The following is a 16,692-nucleotide window of genomic DNA, read 5'->3' on the forward strand; positions in this document are numbered from 1 at the left end:
CTGCGGGTCGCTCCGGTAGCCCCTGGGCGTACGACCGCGGGCCAATATCCCCGCGAGGAAAGGGCACATACGATCGGCGCATGGACATCGAGCCAGGTCAGCCGCTGCCCGGGGAGGGCCGGAGCCGGCTTGCGCCCGGACGGCTGTGGCCACCCGTGCGCACGGGCCTGGCCTGGAGCGGAGCCGTCGTCTACCCGTTCGTCACGTACGTGACCTTCGACCACGGGCGGCAGGGCTTCGACACCCTGATGGTCCTCGCGTCGATCGCCCTGACGGCCGTGGTCGCCTCGCTCCTGCGGCGCAGACCGCTGCCGGCGCTCGCCTTCCTCCTCCTGGGCGCGGTGGCGGCGACGATGGAGATGCGCAAGACGGAGGTCAGCTATCTGCAGACGCTGGCCGGGGCCTGTGCCATCGGCTATCTCGCCGCCACCCGTCCGCGCCGCACCTCGGTCGTCGCCGCCGTCATGGCCTTCGCGACCCAGGCCGTCACCCTCTTCGCCTTCCCGCCCGACGGCGACTGCCACCCCCCGTACCAGGCGGGCGGCTGCCCGTCCTCCGGCTGGGCGAGCAACAACGGCGAGACCGTGGCGTTCGTCGCCGTCGCCCTCATCGCCGCCTGGACGACGGGCAGTTCGGCCCGCGAGCGCCGTACGCACGCCGACGCGCTGCGCGCCCAGGCCACGGCGCGGGCCGTCACCGCCGAACGGCTGCGCATCGCGCGGGAGTTGCACGACATGATCGCGCACAGCATCGGCGTCATCGCCATCCAGGCGGGCGTGGGCAGCAGGGTCATCGACACCCAGCCCGCGGAGGCGCGCAACGCGCTCACCACCATCGAGGCCACCAGCAGGGAGACGCTCGCGGGCCTTCGCCGCACGCTGGTCGCCCTGCGCAGGCCCGAGTCGGGGCCCGAGCCGGAGCGGGGGGCCGTCGACGGCACGGCGCACTCCGTCCGCGAGGCGTCCGCGCCGCCCCGCGAACCCGCCCCCGGCCTCGCCGACGTCGAGCGCCTCGCCGCCTCGGCGCGGGACGCCGGAGTCCGTGCGGAGGTCCGCTGGCGCGGGGAGCGCGGGCCGCTGCCCGCCGACATCGACCTGGCCGCGTTCCGCATCCTCCAGGAGGCCCTCACCAATGTCGTACGGCACGCGGGAACGGACACCTGCCGGGTGACCGTCGAACGGCGGGACGGCGAACTGTCCCTCGACATAGAGGACGACGGCCGCGGCGGCCTGCCCGCGGGCACCGGGTTCGGCCTCGTCGGCATGCGCGAGCGGGTCGCCCTGCTGCACGGCCGGTTCACCGCGGGCCCGCGCCCCGAAGGCGGCTTCCGGGTGACGGCCCTGCTGCCCCTGCCGGAGGCGCCCCTGCGGGAGGCGGCCCGATGACCGGCCCCACCGTCCGCGTCGTACTCGCCGACGACCAGCCCCTCGTCCGCGCGGGCCTGCGCGTCCTGATGGCCGACACCCCCGACATCGAGGTCGTGGGGGAGGCGGGGACGGGCGCCGAAGCGGTCCGACTGGTCCGCGCCGTACGCCCCGACGTCGTCGTGATGGACATCCGCATGCCCGGCATGGACGGCATCGAGGCCACCCGCCTGATCACGGCGGAGGCCGAGGCGACGCGGGTCCTGGTCCTCACCACCTTCGACGACGACGACTACGTGTACGGCGCGCTCCGCGCGGGCGCGAGCGGGTTCCTCGTCAAGGACATGGCGCTGGAGGACATCCTCGCGGCGATCCACGTGGTGGCCGCCGGGGACGGCCTGATCGCGCCGAGCGTCACCCGGCGCCTGATCGCGGAGTTCGCCGCGCGGCCCGATCCGAGACCGCGGGCCCGGCGGACGGTGAACGGCATCACCGACCGCGAGTGCGAGGTGCTCACGCTGGTCGGCCGCGGCCTGTCCAACGCGGAGATCGCGGCCGAGCTGTTCATCACCGTGGCCACGGTGAAGGCGCACGTGGCGCGGCTCTTCACCAAGCTCGACTCCCGTGACCGGGTCCAACTGGTCATCATCGCGTACGAGTCGGGGCTTGTCTCTCCGCCGCGGTGAGGCGGCGACCGCGCCAGTGGTTACTGGAAGTTTTTACTGACGCGTAACTTCACACTTCCACGGCCCGCCCCTAATTTGTCGTGTGCACGGCATCCTCGTGATCCGGATCACAGGGCTCACCCATCGCAACTCCCTTGAGCCGCAAGGAGATCACACGATGCTGCCCTGGAGACGAGCGCTCAGAGCGTTCACCGCCGCCCTGCTCATGACGGGCGCGCTCACCCTCACCCCCACCGCCACGGCGACCGCCGGCACCGCTTCGTCCGCAGCCTCCGCGGCCTCGTCACGGGGCTGGAACGACTACGACTGCAAGCCGTCCGCAGCCCACCCGCGCCCCGTGGTCCTCGTGCACGGCACCTACGGCAACTCCGTCGACAACTGGCTCGTCCTGGCGCCCTACTTGGTGCGGCGCGGCTACTGCGTCTACTCCCTGGACTACGGCCAGCTGCCCGGCGTGCCGTTCTTCAACGGGCTCGGCCCGATCGACAAGTCGGCCGAGCAGCTCGACGGCTTCGTCGACAAGGTGCTCGCCGCCACGGGCGCAGCCGAAGCGGACCTCGTGGGCCACTCGCAGGGCGGCATGATGCCCCGCTACTACCTGAAGTTCCTCGGCGGCGCCCAGAAGGTGAACGCCCTGGTCGGCCTCGCGCCCGACAACCACGGCACCACCCTGCTCGGCCTGACCAGGCTGCTGCCCCACTTCCCCGGCATCGAGGACCTGCTCACCACCAAGACCCCGAGCCTCGCCGACCAGGTGGCCGGATCGCCGTTCCTGACCAAACTCAACGAAGGCGGCGACACCGTCCCCGGCGTGCGCTACACCGTCATCGCCACCAAGTACGACGAGGTGGTCACCCCGTACCGCACGCAATTCCTGAACGGCCCTGACGTACGCAACGTGACCATCCAGGACCTCTGCCCCGTGGACCTGTCGGAGCACGTGGCGATAGGCATCCTCGACCGGGTCGCGCACCACGAGGTCGCCAACGCGCTGGACCCGGCGCACGCGACGCCGAGCACCTGCTTCTCCTGAACCGAGACCGGAACCGAGAGCAGCCGCTGACCGAGGTCAGCGGCTGCTCCGTACGTCAGCGGAAGTTCAGCTCAGGCTCAGCGGCCGTGGCGCGCCGTGCGGCGGCGGGCCGTGCCGAACATGGCCGCGGCACCGACGGCCAGGGCGGCGGCGCCGCCGATCGCGATGTACGGGGTGGTGCTGTCGCCGCCGGTCTCGGCGAGGTTCTCGTTCGTGGCCGCGACGGGCTTCTCGGCGCCGCCGTTCACCTCGGGCTCGTTCGCGGCGGCGTCGTCACCCGGCGCCGCGCCGTCACCCGCGGCCGGGGCCGCCTCGGAGGCTTCGGCGCCCGTCTTCGCGTCGCTGTCGCCGTGGCCGTGGTGCTCGACGGTGGACTTCTCCGCGCCCGCGGCGATGTCCTTCTCGGAGGGCGCGGAGGCGGCCGGGGCCGGAGCAGCCGCCGAGCCGCCGCTGTCCTTGCCGAAGACGACGTCGGAGCAGGTGTAGAAGGCCTCGGGGGAGTCCGAGCGCTGCCAGACCGAGTAGATCAGGTGGCGGCCCGACTTGGCCGGGACCTTGCCGTCGAAGACGTAGTCGCCGTTCTCCATCTTCGGGTCGGCGACGTCGACGAAGGGCTTCTCCTCCAGGTCCGACCACTTCAGGGGCTTGGTCGGGTCGTACGAGTCCTTGGTGATGTACAGCTCGAAGGAGCCCTTGTGCGGGGCGGTGCCCTTGTAGCGGAAGGTGTGGTTGCCGCCGGACATCTTGCTGGACGGCCAGTCGGCGCGCGGCAGGTCGAGACCCTTGTACTTGTCGTTGCCCGCGCTGCACAGCTTGCCGTCGGGGATGATCTCCTTCGACTTGCCCGCGGCGTTGGCGATGTTCACGCCGTTCCAGTCGTAGAAGGCCTGCGCGCCACTGGCCGCGACAGCCGCCTTGCAGGCGGCGGAGGTCGGCGACTCCGGGCCCTCCTGGAAGCACGCGGAGACACGGCTCACCGGGTCCGTCATCGAACCGTGCGCGGCGGCGGGGGCGGCCGACAGGGCGGTCAGGGCGAGCGGGGCGATGCCCGCGGCGGCGATCGCGGCGACCTTGCTTCGACGTGCGGTCATGAGTGGTTCTCCTCAGCGGCGGTTCTGGGGGGGGGTGGGGGACACGAGACGGTTGCGAACGGCCGGTGCCGCCCCCCGATTGCGTGCGGCGCCGACGGTTCGTAACCGGCCCGGCGACGAGAAAACTAGCCGCTGAAATCCCCGAATTCGCCTGCTGGAAGGGGGTGATGGTGATCTTTATGGTCGACTTAAGGGAGGGCTAACCGAGGGCTGAGGCTGAGCCCCCGTGAGGGCCGGTTCGCCCAGTACGTGCGCCAGGGGACGGTCCGGGGGAGCAGGCCGTACCATCCGCGCATGCGACCAGCCAGATACAGCGACGAGGATCTAGAGCAGCACTCCCTGCGGCGCCGGGTGTCCGACGACGGACAGCGGTCCGGGTTCGAGCACGACGTGGACCGCATCCTGTACTCGACGCAGTGGCGGGCCCTCGCGGGCAAGAGCCAGGTGGTGGCCAGCGCCGAGCTCGGCGCCTACCACACACGGCTCACGCACTCGATGAAGGTGGCCCAGCTCGGCCGGCGCATGGCCGAGCGCCTGGAGCGCAAGTACGGCGGGCCGAATCCCGCGCTCGTCGAAGCGGCCTGCATGGCGCACGACATCGGCCATCCGCCCTTCGGGCACGCCGGCGAGCTGGCGCTGCGCGACACGATGGACGAACTGCACTTCGCGGACGGTGTCCTGGACAGCTTCGAGGGCAACGCGCAGACCTTGAGGGTGCTGACCTTCCTCGCCGCCCACAAGTACCCGGGCCACCGCGGACTGCACCTGACCCGCGCCTGTCTTGACGCGTCCACCAAATACCCGTGGGAGCGGGCGCCGGTCGACCGGAATCCGGCGCGGCACGTGAAGTGGGGCGTGTACGTCGCCGACCGCGAGGCGTTCGCGTGGGTGCGGGCCGATCGCACCGACACCGCCGTACCGGTCGAGGAGCAGGTCATGGACTGGGCGGACGACGTCACCTACGCCTGCCACGACGTGGAGGACTTTTACCGCACGGGCCTGATCCCGCTGGCCGCGCTGTTCCCGCCGGACGGGGCCGCGGGCGGCGACACCGAGCGCGAGACCCGCCGCTTCCTCGACTACGTACAGGCCAAGCGGGAGCGGGCGGGCGAGGCGTTCGACCGCGCCGCGGCGCTGCTCCTGATGGCGGACATCGGCAAGCGCCTCGCGGTGCACGCCCCCTACAGCGGCAGCCACGAGGACGCGGTCGCGGTCAACCGGCGCACCGCCGACCTGATCTCGTACTTCACCCGCGGCATCGAGCTGGAGGTGGGCGGCCCCGCCGCGATCCGGTACGGGGCACGCCTGGTGATCCCGGCCGAGCGGCGGGCGGCCTGCGATCTGCTCAAGGAGCTGGTGTGGTGCTACGTCATCGACCGCCCCGCGCTCGCCACCCAGCAGCACGGCAAGCGGCGCGTGGTCGGCGAGCTGCTGCGCTGGAGCCATGACGCGCCCGAGCTGCTGCCTCCCGACCGCGCCGAGGAGCTGGCGCTGCACGGCGACCGGCTGCGGGCCGCCGCCGACCACGTCGCCTCGCTCACCGAGGACCAGGCCCTGGCCCTGCACCGCCGCCTGTCCGGCACGGGCCTCGGCTCGGTCAACGACAACGTGTGGCTGTGACGCCGAAAAAGCCCTGCGGTCCGCCCGCTACCGCACCCACCGATACCGCCGCTCCGGCCGCCCCGTCCCCCCGTACCGGAGCGTCACCTCGACCCGCCCCGTGTCCGCGAAGAACTCCAGGTAACGGCGTGCGCTGACCCGCGAGAGCGTGCCCTCCTGCGCGCACTCCGAGGCGGAGAGGCCGTCCGGGTGCCCCCGCAGCGTCTGCTCGACCAGGTCCGCGGTGTGTGCCGCCAGGCCCTTCGGGAGTTCGCGGGAGCCGGGCGGGCGGGGGCCGAAGAGCTGGTCCACGTCCTCCTGGCGTGCCTCGTCCAGGCCGGCCAGGCGGGCCCGCAACGCCGCCACGTGCAGCAACTGCTCGCGCAGCGCCGCCTGGTTGAACGGCTTGATCAGGTAGTGCACCGCTCCCGCCCGCAGCGCGGCCCGCACGATCTCCGCGTCCCGCGCCGCCGTGATGAACAGCGCGTCCAGCGGCTGCCGGTCCCGGTCGCGCTCCTCGACGGCCCGCAACTCCCGTAGCACCGCGATGCCGTCCATATCGGGTAGATAGATGTCGAGGAGTACGAGATCGGGGCGCAGCCGCTCCGCCGCCGCCAGCGCCTGAGCGCCACTGTGCGCCACTCCCACCACCGAGAACCCGTCCACCGCGGACACATAACGGCTGTGCAGTTTGGCGACCATGAAGTCGTCGTCCACGACCAGCACCCTTGTCATCGCCGCAGGCTATGGGCGCGACCACAACGACCACAACGTCCGTTGATTCCGGAAGAGAGACAGCTTCTTAACGCCCAGGCAACATGTGGGCCACCTCACAGGTATCCCCGTCCCCGCGGACGGCGGCCGGGCTCCCGCCCCCACGGGGAACCCGGCCGCCGTCCATTCCCCCGTGCGACTCCGTACCGACCGCGTACGACGCCGTACGACTACGTACCGACAGGTGGTGGCACACGTGCGTCTGCGCACACCCCTTGCCCTGCTCGGGGCCGCGCTGCTCGTGCTCGCCGGCCCGCCGCTGCTCTCCACGGGCAGCGGCGCCGAGACCGGCACACAGATCCCCGGCCTGCGCTTCATGGTCCCCAACACGCCGGGCGGCGGCTACGACATCACCGCCCGCACCGCGGCGAAGAACGCCGAGGACGCCGGACTCACCCACAACATCGAGGTGTTCAACCTGCCCGGCGCCGGCGGCACCGTCGGCCTCAGCCGCCTCGTCGGCGAGCACGGCAACGGCAAGCTGGCGATGTCCATGGGCCTGGGCGTCGTGGGCGCCGCACGCTCCAACGACTCGGCCAAGACCCTCGCCGACACCACCCCGATCGCCCGCCTCACCGAAGAACCGGACGTCGTCGTGGTCGCCAAGGACTCGCCCTACAAGGACATCAAGCAGCTCGTCACCGCCTGGAAGAAGAACCCCGGCAAACTCCCCGTCGGCGGCGGCTCTTCCCCCGGCGGCCCCGACCACCTCGCCCCCATGCTCATGGCGCGCGCCGCCGGGATCGACCCGAAGAAGGTCAACTACGTTCCCTTCGACGGCGGCGGCGAACTCCTCGCCTCGATCCTCGGCAAGAAGGTCGCCTTCGGCGTCTCGGGCGTCGGCGAGTACCTCGACCAGATCAAGTCGGGCGAACTGCGCCTGCTTGCCACCACCGGACCCAAGCGGGCCAAGGGCCTGGACGGACCGACCCTCAAGGAGTCGGGCTACGACGTCGACTTCACCAACTGGCGCGGCATCGTGGCCCCGCCCGGCCTCTCCGAAGCCGAACGCAAGAAGCTCACCGGCCTGGTCAGGAAGCTCCACGACTCCCCTGAGTGGCGCAAGTCCCTCAAGACCAACGGCTGGGACGACGCCTTCCTCACCGGCGACAAGTTCGGCGACTTCCTGGCAGCCCAGGACAAGAGCGTGGTGTCCGTGCTGAAGGAGCTGGGACTGTGACGACGTCGACCCCCGAAACCGCGCCCGGCGAGCACCGGAACAGCCGCCGTGCCTGGCTGCGCGAACACTCCGAACTCGGCGTCTGCGTCATGCTGTTGGCCCTCGGCGCCCTCGTCCTCACCGACGCGCTGACCATGGACGTCGAGATCGCCCAGCGCGGCCCGATCGGCCCCAAGACGGTTCCCGTCGCCGTCGGCATCGGACTCCTGGCCGTCGCCGTGATCCTCGCCGTCGACGTCCTGCGCGGCGGCCGCGGCGAGGCCGAGGGCGGCGAGGACATCGACCTGTCCGAACCCGCCGACTGGCGCACCGTGCTGCTCCTGGCCGGGGTCTTCCTCGGCGCCGCCGTCCTCATCGAACCGCTCGGCTTCCCCATCGCGGGCGCCCTGCTCTTCTGGGGCGCCGCGTACGCCCTTGGCAGCCGCCACCTGGACCGCGATCCGCTCATCGCGGCAGGGCTCTCCCTCTTCACGTACGTCGTCTTCAACAACCTGCTCGGGGTGCCGCTCCCCGGCGGACCGCTGATGGGAGTGCTGTGACATGAACGCCTTCAACTCCCTGATGGACGGCTTCGGCACGGCCCTCACCCCCATGAACCTGCTCTGGGCCGCCGTCGGCGTGCTCCTGGGCACCGCGATCGGCGTCCTGCCCGGCATCGGCCCCGCGATGGCGGTGGCACTCCTGCTGCCCGTGACGTACGGCCTGGAGCCGACCGGCGCGTTCATCATGTTCGCCGGCATCTACTACGGAGCGATGTTCGGCGGCTCGACGACCTCCATCCTGCTCAACACACCGGGCGAGAGCGCCGCGGTGGTGGCGGCGATGGAAGGCAACCCGATGGCCAAGGCGGGGCGCGGCGCACAAGCGCTCGCGGCCGCCGCCATCGGGCACTTCGCGGGCGGCATCATCGGCACGATCCTCCTGGTGGCGCTCGCGCCGACGGTCGCCGACCTCGCGGTCGACATCGGGGCGCCCGACTACTTCGCCATCATGGTGCTCGCGTTCATCGCCGTGACCTCCGTCCTCGGCTCCTCGCGCGTACGGGGACTGGCCTCGCTCCTCATCGGCCTCACCCTCGGCCTGGTCGGCCTGGACCAGATGACCGGCCAGCAGCGCCTGACCTTCGGCTCGCTCCAACTCGCCGACGGCATCGACGTGGTGATCGTCGCGGTGGGCCTCTTCGCGATCGGCGAGGCCCTGTGGGTCGCCGCCCACCTGCGGCGCACCAGCGGCGAGGCGATCCCGGTCGGCCGCCCCTGGCTGGGCAGGGCGGACGTGAAGCGCACCTGGAAGTCCTGGCTGCGCGGCCCGCTCATCGGCTTCCCGTTCGGCGCGATCCCCGCGGGCGGCGCCGAGATCCCCACCTTCCTCTCGTACGTCACCGAGAAGCGCCTGTCCCGGCACAAGGACGAGTGGGGCAAGGGCGCGATCGAGGGAGTGGCGGGCCCCGAGTCGGCGGCATCGGCATCGGCGGCCGGAACCCTCGTCTCCATGCTGACGCTCGGCCTGCCCACGACGGCGGTGGCGGCCGTGATGCTCGCCGCCTTCCAGCAGTACGGCATCCAGCCCGGCCCGCTCCTCTTCGAGCGCGAACCGGACCTGGTGTGGGGCCTGATCGCGTCCCTCTTCGTCGGCATGGTCCTGCTCCTGGCCCTGAACCTGCCGCTGGCCCCGGTCTGGGCGAAGCTCCTTCGCATCCCCAGGCCCTACCTCTACGCGGGCATCCTCTTCTTCGCTGCGGTGGGCGCGTACGCGGTGGGCGGCGAGGCGCTCGACCTGGTGATCCTGCTGATCATCGGCCTGATCGGCTTCGGCATGCGGCGCTACGGACTGCCCATCCTGCCCGCCGTCATCGGCGTCATCCTCGGCCCGAACGCCGAGCAGCAGTTGCGCCGTGCCCTCCAGATCAGCGACGGCAGCGTCAGCGGCCTGGTCGACACGCCCTTCTCGATCACGGTGTACGTGATCATCGCGCTGATCGTGCTCTGGCCGCTCCTGAAGAAACTGCTGGTGCGGGGCGGGAGGACTGACGTAGACGTAAAGGCATGACACCCGACATCCGCCTCGCCGGCGCCGCCGACGTCCCCGCCGTGCAGGCGGTGACGTACGCGGCCTACCACCCCTACATCGAGCGCATCGGTGTCGTGCCCGTCCCCATGGAGGCGGACCACGCGGCGGAGGTGGCGGCGGGGCGGGTGTACGTCACCGGGGACCCGGTGGTGGGTGTCCTGGTCCTCGTCCCGTACGAGGACCACCTCTTCCTGGACAGCATCGCGGTCCACCCCGAGGCGGCGGGCCAAGGAGTGGGCCGCCGCCTGCTCACGTTCGTGGACGACCGGGCGCGGTCGCTCGGACTGCCCGAGGTCAGGCTCTACACGAACGCGATGATGTGGGAGAACCAGAAGATCTACCCTCGGTACGGCTACGAGATGGTGGAGCGCAGAGTGGACGGTCCGTACGACCGCTACCACTACAGGAAGCGCCTCTAGCGGTGCGCGCCCCGCGGGCGCCGGGGCTCACCCGTCCGGCCACCAGGTCCGCTGGACGTCCTTGCGGACCTCGGGGCGCTCGCGGGGCCGCTCCTCGGCCTCGAACTTCTCCCGGATCTGCCGATTGGTGGGCTTCCCGACGGTCTTGTGCACGGTCACACGGCGCATGGCTGCCTCCCTGTACTACCGATGTCCAAGGTGGGACGTCTGTAGACCTCTGCCGGGAGGGTTTCTCGTCGGAGAGGGATTGTCAGTGGCGGGTGTCACCATCGCCGGATGCGGATCGACTGGGACGCCGAGGCGGCCACCTTTGACGAAGAGCCGGACCACGGGCTGCGGGACCCGGCGGTGCGGGAGGCGTGGGCGGAGCGCCTGCGGGACTGGCTTCCGGCCACCGGCGACGTGCTTGACCTGGGCTGCGGCACCGGAAGCCTGTCTCTGCTCGCGGCCGAGGCAGGACACCGCGTCACGGCGGTGGACCTGTCCCCGGGCATGGTGGAGCGGGCCCGCGAGAAGCTGGCGGGGCACGCCGCGGAGGTGCTGGTCGGCGACGCGGGCGAGCCGCCCGTTCAGGGGCGCCGCTTCGACGCGATTCTGGTCCGGCACGTGCTGTGGACGCTGCCGGACCCGGAGGCGGCGCTGCGGCACTGGTGCGGGCTGCTGCGGCCCGGCGGCCGCCTGGTTCTCGTCGAGGGCGTCTGGGGCACGACGAACCCCTCCGGCATCCCCGCGTCCCGCCTGGTCGACGCGCTCACTCCCCTGGCCACGCACCTCCACTCCGAACGCCTGTCGGGCGACGAGCGGCTGTGGGGGAGAAGGGTGGAGGACGAGCGCTACGCGGTGGTGGCGGTCATCCCCGCCCCCAGCCGCCACAAGGAGGTGGTGGACGTCCACCTGATCCTCCGCCGCGGCGACGAGGTCCTGCTGGCCCGCCGCGCCAACACCGGTTACGGCGACGGCCTGTTCAACGTCCCCTCCGGCCACGTCGAGCCCGGCGAGGACGTCCGCACGGCGGTGATCCGTGAGGCGAAGGAGGAGATCGGCCTCGACCTGGCCCCCGAGGACGTGAGCGCCGAACTGGTCCTCCAGCACCGGGGCCCGGGCGAGGCTGCCCGCATCGGCTGGTTCTTCGAGGCGACGTACGGCACGGGCGGCGACCCCTTCAACGCGGAGCCCGAGAAGTGCGACGGACTGAGCTGGCACAGAGCGGACGCACTGCCGGACGACATGGTCGCGTACTGCAGGGCGGCACTTGAGGCGTGGCGGACGGGGCAGAGGTTCGCCCTGCACTGGCAGGAGGAGGGGGACGCGGTGCGGTACGAGAGGGGCGGGGCCGAGCGGGCGGTGGCCCTCGCACCCGCGCGGGGCGCGCACCATGTCGAGCTCTGGGTACCGGACTTCGCCGCCGCGGAGGCCTCGTGGGGCTGGCTGCTGGGGGAGTTGGGGCATGTCCGTGAGCAGCGGTGGGAGAGAGGCGGCAGCTGGCGGCGGGGTGCGACGTACGTGGTGCTGGAGCAGTCGCCGGACATGCGGGGCGAGGCGCATGACCGGCGGCTGCCCGGCCTCAATCACCTGGCGTTCCACGTGACGGGCGCGGCGGAGCTTGACCGTCTGGTGGCACGGGCCCCGGAGCACGGGTGGTCCTTGCTCTTCCCGGAGCGGCATCCGTTCGCGGGAGGGGAGGAGCACCGTGCCGCTTACCTGGAGGACGGGGCGGGGTTCGAGGTGGAGCTGGTGGTCGGAGGCTGACGCGAGTCCGCTTAGGTGAGGGGTGGAGCCGGCGAGAGGGAGCCGCCCCCGCGCGCCAGGCCCTCCAAGGCGTCGAGGGCGGCCAGGGCAGCCGAGGCGGCGGCGGGATCGCGCTCGGCGAGGCCGCTCTCGGCGAACTCGTCCTCGTCCAGGCGCAGGACCGTCCCGCCGTCCGCCGAGCACCACAGGTCCAGGTCCAGGTCCTCCACCGTGAGCGTGGCGCCGTCCCGTACCGCGGGCCGGGTCACGTCGCAGTACCAGCCCTTCAGGACGCCGGTGGACGTGCGGACCTCCTTCACGGCGTACCAGCGGTCACGCCAGTAGTGCTCCGTGAAGACGTCGCCCGGCTCGAAGCGTACGAAGCCGAAGTCCCGCACTCCGTCCGCCGCCCAGGGTGCGCGGACCGTCACCACGGTGCCGTCGTCCGCGACCACCTCCGCCGGATAGCGGATCTTCGTGCGGCCCGCCTTCGTCAGGACGACCTCCACCTTGTCGGCCGTCGACGTATCAGCCGAGGTCTCGGACATGGCGTACCTCCGTTGCGCAGATCTCGTAGCCGAACCATTTGTTGATCGCCAGCATCGGGCCGTTCCCGGCGTCGTTGCCGGTGAACGCCTCGGTGCAGCCAGCGGCCCGCGCCCGGTGCAGGGAGTCGTTCTTGGCGAGCTTGGCGAGCCCGCGTCCGCGGAACGCGCGTGCCGTGCCGGTCATGCCGCTCGCGTAGCGCGACGCGTCGTCCGTGCGGGCCAGGGTGAAGGCCGCGGGACGGCCGTCCACCATCGCCACCGAGGTCAGTTCGCGGTTCACCAAGGGGTGGTGCCAGGTCTCGGCGAGCCAGTGCTCGTAGTCCGTGAACTGAGCTGCCACATCGCCCGGTTCGTCCGCGACCGTCTCCGCGTCCAGCTCGAAGAGGGCCCGCGGGTCGTCCCCGAACTCCGCCCCCGTACGCAACTCCACGCCCGCGGGCGGCTCTTGGCGGGGCGGCAGCGCGCCGCCCGCCAGGTCGAGGCGGAGGAAGTGGGCCGAACGGCTCGCGCGGTAGCCGCGCCCGGCGGCGAAGGCGCGGTTCGCGGGCTCGTCGAAGACCCAGGAGAAGACCGTGGTGGCGTCCTGGTCCGCGAGGTACTCCTGCGCCGTCCGCAGGATCAGCGAACCGGCGCCGAGCCCGCGCCGCTCCGGGAGTACGTAGACGTTGGCGAAGCCCTGGCCGGGTTCGGGGCTGTCGTGGGCGACGCCCACCTGCGCCGTGCCGATGATCTCCCCGTCGGCCTCGGCGACCAACTGGCGGTAGTGGGAGCGGGGATGGGCGTGCGCCAGGTCGAACTGGATCGAATCGGCCGTGGCCAGCATGGCGGGTACGCAGGCGCGACGGACGGCGGCGAAGGCCTCGGCATCGGGTCTGCTGCCGGGGCGCAGGGCGCGGACTAGGACGGTCATGGTGCCGCACGCTACGCGCGGGGCGCGCCGGGATGCCTCCTATTTTCCGGGGGTGCGGGACAATCACCGCGTGACCTTGAAGATCGAGATCGACGGTGGCGGTGCGGGTGGTGTGCCGTCCTACGAGCAGGTGCGGGCCCAGATCGCCGAGCAGGCGCGCGGCGGAGTGCTGCCGGTGGGGTACAAGTTGCCGACCGTGCGGGGGCTCGCCCAGGAGCTGGGGCTGGCCGCCAACACGGTGGCCAAGGCGTATCGGGCCCTTGAGGGGGACGGGGTGATCGAGACGCGGGGGCGGCACGGGACGTTCGTGGCGGCGGCCGGTGACGCGGCGGCGCGGGAGGCTTCGGCCGCGGCCCAGGCTTTCGCCGAGCGGGCTCAGCGGCTCGGGCTCTCCGAAGCCGCGGCGCTGGCCGCCGCGCGGGACGCGGTGCGCGCGGCCTACGGGGACTCGGGGTGAGACCGCACCGGGGCGGTGCGTGAGGCCTTGCTCGGTCAGTACCCGGCAGCTTCGCGTGGTGTCCACCGCTTCCGCCCCGCGGAACGCCTGCCCACGACAGGGAGCGGCACCTGTCAGAGATACAGCCCCGCGTCCGCTCCCTCGCGAGGATCCGGGACCGACGTGGGGGAGGTCCCGCGCCGCAGCGCGTACAGCTCCGCCAGTGTCGCGCCCTCGCGCGCGACCCCCTCGTCCGTGCCGAGCCAGTCGATCGACTCGGCGCGGGTCAGGTTCCCGACCTCGATGCGGGCCAGGCACCGCCCGGGCCGGACCACCGCCGGGTGGAGCCGCTCCAGGTCCTCGTTCGTCGTCACGCCGACCAGGACGTTGCGGCCCTGACCGAGCAGCCCGTCCGTCAGGTTCAGCAGCCGCGACAGCGCCTGCCCCGCGGTGTGCTTGGCCTCCCCGCGGATCAGCTCGTCGCAGTCCTCCAGGAGCAGCAGCCGCCAGCGGCCCTTCGCCGAGCCGTCGTCCTCGCCGATCGCGATGTCCATCAAGTAGCCGACGTCGCTGAACAGCCGCTCCGGGTCCAGGACGCAGTCCACCTGGCACCAGTCGCGCCAGGACCGCGCCAGCGTCCGCAGCGCCGACGTCTTGCCCGTGCCCGGCGGTCCGTGCAGCAGCAGGAGACGGCCCGAGATGTCCTCGGGGCCCGTCTTCATCAGGGAGTCCATGGCCTCGGCGACCGGCGCGGTGTAGTTCTCCCGCACCTCCTCCCACGTACCGGCGGCGATCTGCCGCGTCGTGCGGTGCGGGCCGCGCCTGGGGGACACGTACCAGAACCCCATGGTCACGTTGTCCGGCTGCGGTTCGGGCTCGTCCTGCGCGCCGTCCGTCGCCTGCTTCAGGACCTTCTCCGCGAGGTCGGCGCTCGTCGCCGTCACCGTGACGTCCGCGCCGCGGTTCCAGCGGGAGATCAGGAGCGTCCAGCCGTCACCCTCGGCCAGCGTCGCGCTGCGGTCGTCGTCGCGGGCCGCGCGCAGCACCGTCGCACCCGGCGGGAGCAGCGTGCAGCCGGACTTGACGCGGTCGATGTTGGAGCTGTGCGAGAAGGGCTGCTCGCCCGTGGCGAAGCGCCCGAGGAAGAGGGCGTCCACGACATCGGACGGAGAGTCGCTGTCGTCGACGTTGAGCCGGATCGGCAGGGTGTCCTGAGGGTTCGCAGACATGCCGCCATGATCCGGCACGCAAGTGCCCTCGTGCATCCTGGTTTACGCACTCCGCCGTACTCCGTTCAGGTGCCCGCAGGTTTGCGCGAGCAGCGCCAATGCTGCCGGGAAGCCGCAATCCCGTGGTCCGGAACCTGTCCTACCGCCAACTACCGCCGTTACTATTGCCCCTGATGGCACGTCATGGGTGGAATTCGGGGGTACGGCGGTGGCGGCTCACCGCGCTGCTCGGCATTGGTCTGGCCGCACTGGCCCTGGTCCTGACCGTCATCACCACGCTCCCCGAGGACGACACGGGCACCCAGGGCACCACGCGCGACGGGGACAAGGTGCACGGCACCCCCGCCGTCCCGCCGGGCGACGCGAAGCCGGAAGTGGGCTGGGGCTTCACCCACACCCAGTACAGCGCGGACGAGGGCACCGACGCCGCCACGCGGCGTGCCGAGACGCTGCTCGCGGACAAGCCGCGCCCGCTGCCGCAGATCCAGCACATCATGGGCTGGGGAGCGAGCAACCCCGAGCCGGTCAAGGGGCGTTACGACTTCGCGGAGATGGACCAGCGGATGGACTTCATCCGCGCCACCGACGGCACGCCGGTCGTCACCCTGTGCTGCTCCCCGGACTGGATGAAGGGCGGCGAGCCCGGCGCGGACAACACCGACTGGAGCCAGCAGGCCCTGGAGACCGCCCCGGAGCGCGCCCACTACAAGGACTTCGCCAAGCTCGCCGCGACCGTCGCCAAGCGCTATCCGGACGTACGCCACTTCATCGTCTGGAACGAGTTCAAGGGCTTCTGGAACGACGAGAAGGCCCGCTGGGACTACGAGGGCTACACCGACCTCTACAACCTGGTCTACAAGGAGCTCAAGAAGGTCAACAAGGACATCATGGTCGGCGGCCCCTACCTCGTGATGGACAGCGTCGACCCGCGCCAGAGCGAGGGGGCCTCGAAGGAGGTCGAGGGCGACTGGGGCCGCCTGGACCAGCGCGTCCTCGACGCCTTCGACTACTGGAACAAGAACAAGACGGGCGCGGACTTCGTCGTGGTGGACGGCTCCAGCTACACCGTGGACGACGAGATGCTCCCCGACGAGTTCAAGGCCACCGACAAGCTCACCGCGGTCGGCAAGTGGGTGCGGGAGCGCACCGGCGACCTGCCGCTGTGGTGGGCCGAGTACTACGTGGAACCGGGTGACAGCAAGGACAACCGCGACGACTGGTCCGAGCCGCACCGCGTCGCCGTCCAGGCCAGCGGCCTGATGGCGATGGCCCGCGGCGGCGCGAGCAGCGGCTTCTACTGGAACCCGCAGAAGAGGGGCGAGACCTGCGCGGGCTGCCTGTGGCGCTCGACCGAACTGGACGACGGCGGCACGGAGTTGCCGATGCTGGAGATGCTCTCCCGGTTCAGCGAGGCCTTCCCGCCCGGCACGGAGTACGAGAAGGTCTCCGTCGCCGCCGACGACGTACCGAACGTCCGCGTCCTGGCCGACAAGAACACGGTGCTCGTCGTGAACACCCTGGACCGCTCGATCGACGCGAAGGTCGACGGGAAGCGGTTCGCGATGAAGGGGTACGAGGTGAAGTGGCTGAAGCGGTGATCCGCCTCAGCCACCCGCACCCCGCCC

Annotated in this window: 17 protein-coding genes; 11 read left to right on the top strand and 6 right to left on the bottom strand. The window is 71.6% G+C overall.

Features of this window, described 5'->3' with window-relative positions; genetic code table 11:
* Positions 1–80: 80 nt before the first annotated feature.
* The 3 genes from ACIGXX_RS36780 to ACIGXX_RS36790 all read left to right on the top strand — a co-directional run bounded on the left by ACIGXX_RS36780 (position 81) and on the right by ACIGXX_RS36790 (position 3,083).
* The gene (locus tag ACIGXX_RS36780; protein WP_399982418.1) at positions 81–1,385 is read left to right on the top strand and encodes a sensor histidine kinase; all 1,305 of its coding nucleotides are present in this window, start codon (positions 81–83) and stop codon (positions 1,383–1,385) included.
* Positions 1,382–2,050: a response regulator transcription factor gene (locus ACIGXX_RS36785; RefSeq protein ID WP_351171348.1), complete on the top strand. Its 669-nt coding sequence runs from the start codon at positions 1,382–1,384 to the stop codon at positions 2,048–2,050. The genes ACIGXX_RS36780 and ACIGXX_RS36785 overlap by 4 nt, the downstream gene beginning before the upstream one ends.
* 157 nt (positions 2,051–2,207) lie before the next feature.
* Positions 2,208–3,083, top strand: coding sequence for an esterase/lipase family protein (locus ACIGXX_RS36790; protein WP_399982423.1), 876 nt, complete (start codon positions 2,208–2,210; stop codon positions 3,081–3,083).
* Between the two features lie 77 nt (positions 3,084–3,160).
* Here ACIGXX_RS36790 and ACIGXX_RS36795 read toward each other — a convergent pair whose 3' ends face one another.
* Positions 3,161–4,174, bottom strand: a complete 1,014-nt coding sequence (locus tag ACIGXX_RS36795) for a lytic polysaccharide monooxygenase (RefSeq protein ID WP_361469938.1) — start codon at positions 4,172–4,174, stop codon at positions 3,161–3,163.
* 294 nt (positions 4,175–4,468) lie between these two features.
* Between ACIGXX_RS36795 and dgt the strand changes: the two genes are divergently transcribed.
* The gene (dgt, locus tag ACIGXX_RS36800; protein ID WP_351171357.1) at positions 4,469–5,794 is read left to right on the top strand and encodes a dGTP triphosphohydrolase; all 1,326 of its coding nucleotides are present in this window, start codon (positions 4,469–4,471) and stop codon (positions 5,792–5,794) included.
* 27 nt (positions 5,795–5,821) lie between these two features.
* Here dgt and ACIGXX_RS36805 read toward each other — a convergent pair whose 3' ends face one another.
* On the bottom strand, positions 5,822–6,508 hold the full coding sequence (locus ACIGXX_RS36805) for a response regulator (protein WP_351171360.1): 687 nt from the start codon (positions 6,506–6,508) through the stop codon (positions 5,822–5,824).
* A gap of 235 nt (positions 6,509–6,743) precedes the next feature.
* Between ACIGXX_RS36805 and ACIGXX_RS36810 the strand changes: the two genes are divergently transcribed.
* Genes ACIGXX_RS36810 through ACIGXX_RS36825 form a run of 4 tightly spaced genes read left to right on the top strand, consistent with a single transcriptional unit; the run spans position 6,744 to position 10,216 of the window.
* Positions 6,744–7,727: a tripartite tricarboxylate transporter substrate binding protein gene (locus ACIGXX_RS36810; protein WP_351171438.1), complete on the top strand. Its 984-nt coding sequence runs from the start codon at positions 6,744–6,746 to the stop codon at positions 7,725–7,727.
* Positions 7,724–8,266, top strand: coding sequence for a tripartite tricarboxylate transporter TctB family protein (locus ACIGXX_RS36815; protein ID WP_351171363.1), 543 nt, complete (start codon positions 7,724–7,726; stop codon positions 8,264–8,266). The genes ACIGXX_RS36810 and ACIGXX_RS36815 overlap by 4 nt, the downstream gene beginning before the upstream one ends.
* A 1-nt stretch (position 8,267) precedes the next feature.
* The gene (locus ACIGXX_RS36820; protein ID WP_351171366.1) at positions 8,268–9,776 is read left to right on the top strand and encodes a tripartite tricarboxylate transporter permease; all 1,509 of its coding nucleotides are present in this window, start codon (positions 8,268–8,270) and stop codon (positions 9,774–9,776) included.
* On the top strand, positions 9,773–10,216 hold the full coding sequence (locus ACIGXX_RS36825; protein WP_351171369.1) for a GNAT family N-acetyltransferase: 444 nt from the start codon (positions 9,773–9,775) through the stop codon (positions 10,214–10,216). Before ACIGXX_RS36820 ends, ACIGXX_RS36825 begins: the two co-directional genes overlap by 4 nt.
* 27 nt (positions 10,217–10,243) lie before the next feature.
* On the opposite strand, the gene ACIGXX_RS36830 is transcribed toward ACIGXX_RS36825, so the two are convergent.
* Entirely contained in the window at positions 10,244–10,384 is a 141-nt protein-coding gene (locus ACIGXX_RS36830; RefSeq protein WP_351171372.1) for a hypothetical protein, read from the bottom strand.
* A gap of 108 nt (positions 10,385–10,492) precedes the next feature.
* On the opposite strand from ACIGXX_RS36830, the gene ACIGXX_RS36835 reads away from it, so the two are divergent.
* The gene (locus ACIGXX_RS36835) at positions 10,493–11,965 is read left to right on the top strand and encodes a trifunctional class I SAM-dependent methyltransferase/NUDIX hydrolase/VOC family protein (protein ID WP_399982431.1); all 1,473 of its coding nucleotides are present in this window, start codon (positions 10,493–10,495) and stop codon (positions 11,963–11,965) included.
* A gap of 11 nt (positions 11,966–11,976) precedes the next feature.
* Here ACIGXX_RS36835 and ACIGXX_RS36840 read toward each other — a convergent pair whose 3' ends face one another.
* Together ACIGXX_RS36840 and ACIGXX_RS36845 are read right to left on the bottom strand one after the other, a co-directional pair.
* The gene (locus ACIGXX_RS36840; protein ID WP_399982434.1) at positions 11,977–12,492 is read right to left on the bottom strand and encodes a DUF402 domain-containing protein; all 516 of its coding nucleotides are present in this window, start codon (positions 12,490–12,492) and stop codon (positions 11,977–11,979) included.
* The gene (locus ACIGXX_RS36845; protein ID WP_399982437.1) at positions 12,473–13,402 is read right to left on the bottom strand and encodes a GNAT family N-acetyltransferase; all 930 of its coding nucleotides are present in this window, start codon (positions 13,400–13,402) and stop codon (positions 12,473–12,475) included. Before ACIGXX_RS36845 ends, ACIGXX_RS36840 begins: the two co-directional genes overlap by 20 nt.
* Before the next feature lie 70 nt (positions 13,403–13,472).
* Here ACIGXX_RS36845 and ACIGXX_RS36850 point away from each other — a divergent pair, with 70 nt between their 5' ends.
* Positions 13,473–13,859, top strand: coding sequence for a GntR family transcriptional regulator (locus ACIGXX_RS36850; protein WP_351171384.1), 387 nt, complete (start codon positions 13,473–13,475; stop codon positions 13,857–13,859).
* Between the two features lie 113 nt (positions 13,860–13,972).
* Here ACIGXX_RS36850 and ACIGXX_RS36855 read toward each other — a convergent pair whose 3' ends face one another.
* The gene (locus ACIGXX_RS36855; protein ID WP_351171387.1) at positions 13,973–15,067 is read right to left on the bottom strand and encodes a DUF5925 domain-containing protein; all 1,095 of its coding nucleotides are present in this window, start codon (positions 15,065–15,067) and stop codon (positions 13,973–13,975) included.
* 173 nt (positions 15,068–15,240) lie between these two features.
* On the opposite strand from ACIGXX_RS36855, the gene ACIGXX_RS36860 reads away from it, so the two are divergent.
* Entirely contained in the window at positions 15,241–16,665 is a 1,425-nt protein-coding gene (locus ACIGXX_RS36860; protein WP_351171390.1) for a xylan 1,4-beta-xylosidase, read from the top strand.
* The last annotated feature ends 27 nt before the right edge of the window (positions 16,666–16,692 follow it).

The sequence above is a fragment of the Streptomyces sp. NPDC055243 genome, assembly GCF_044544025.1.
GTDB lineage: Bacteria > Actinomycetota > Actinomycetes > Streptomycetales > Streptomycetaceae > Streptomyces.

Excerpts from the sequence above, each read along its gene's own strand:
- ACIGXX_RS36780 (WP_399982418.1), top strand. The coding sequence starts at position 81 with ATGGACATCGAGCCAGGTCAGCCGCTGCCCGGGGAGGGCCGGAGCCGG.
- ACIGXX_RS36785 (WP_351171348.1), top strand. The coding sequence starts at position 1,382 with ATGACCGGCCCCACCGTCCGCGTCGTACTCGCCGACGACCAGCCCCTC.
- ACIGXX_RS36790 (WP_399982423.1), top strand. The coding sequence starts at position 2,208 with ATGCTGCCCTGGAGACGAGCGCTCAGAGCGTTCACCGCCGCCCTGCTC.
- ACIGXX_RS36795 (WP_361469938.1), bottom strand. The coding sequence starts at position 4,174 with ATGACCGCACGTCGAAGCAAGGTCGCCGCGATCGCCGCCGCGGGCATC.
- dgt (WP_351171357.1), top strand. The coding sequence starts at position 4,469 with ATGCGACCAGCCAGATACAGCGACGAGGATCTAGAGCAGCACTCCCTG.
- ACIGXX_RS36805 (WP_351171360.1), bottom strand. The coding sequence starts at position 6,508 with ATGACAAGGGTGCTGGTCGTGGACGACGACTTCATGGTCGCCAAACTG.
- ACIGXX_RS36820 (WP_351171366.1), top strand. The coding sequence starts at position 8,268 with ATGAACGCCTTCAACTCCCTGATGGACGGCTTCGGCACGGCCCTCACC.
- ACIGXX_RS36825 (WP_351171369.1), top strand. The coding sequence starts at position 9,773 with ATGACACCCGACATCCGCCTCGCCGGCGCCGCCGACGTCCCCGCCGTG.
- ACIGXX_RS36830 (WP_351171372.1), bottom strand. The coding sequence starts at position 10,384 with ATGCGCCGTGTGACCGTGCACAAGACCGTCGGGAAGCCCACCAATCGG.
- ACIGXX_RS36835 (WP_399982431.1), top strand. The coding sequence starts at position 10,493 with ATGCGGATCGACTGGGACGCCGAGGCGGCCACCTTTGACGAAGAGCCG.
- ACIGXX_RS36840 (WP_399982434.1), bottom strand. The coding sequence starts at position 12,492 with ATGTCCGAGACCTCGGCTGATACGTCGACGGCCGACAAGGTGGAGGTC.
- ACIGXX_RS36845 (WP_399982437.1), bottom strand. The coding sequence starts at position 13,402 with ATGACCGTCCTAGTCCGCGCCCTGCGCCCCGGCAGCAGACCCGATGCC.
- ACIGXX_RS36855 (WP_351171387.1), bottom strand. The coding sequence starts at position 15,067 with ATGTCTGCGAACCCTCAGGACACCCTGCCGATCCGGCTCAACGTCGAC.
- ACIGXX_RS36860 (WP_351171390.1), top strand. The coding sequence starts at position 15,241 with ATGGCACGTCATGGGTGGAATTCGGGGGTACGGCGGTGGCGGCTCACC.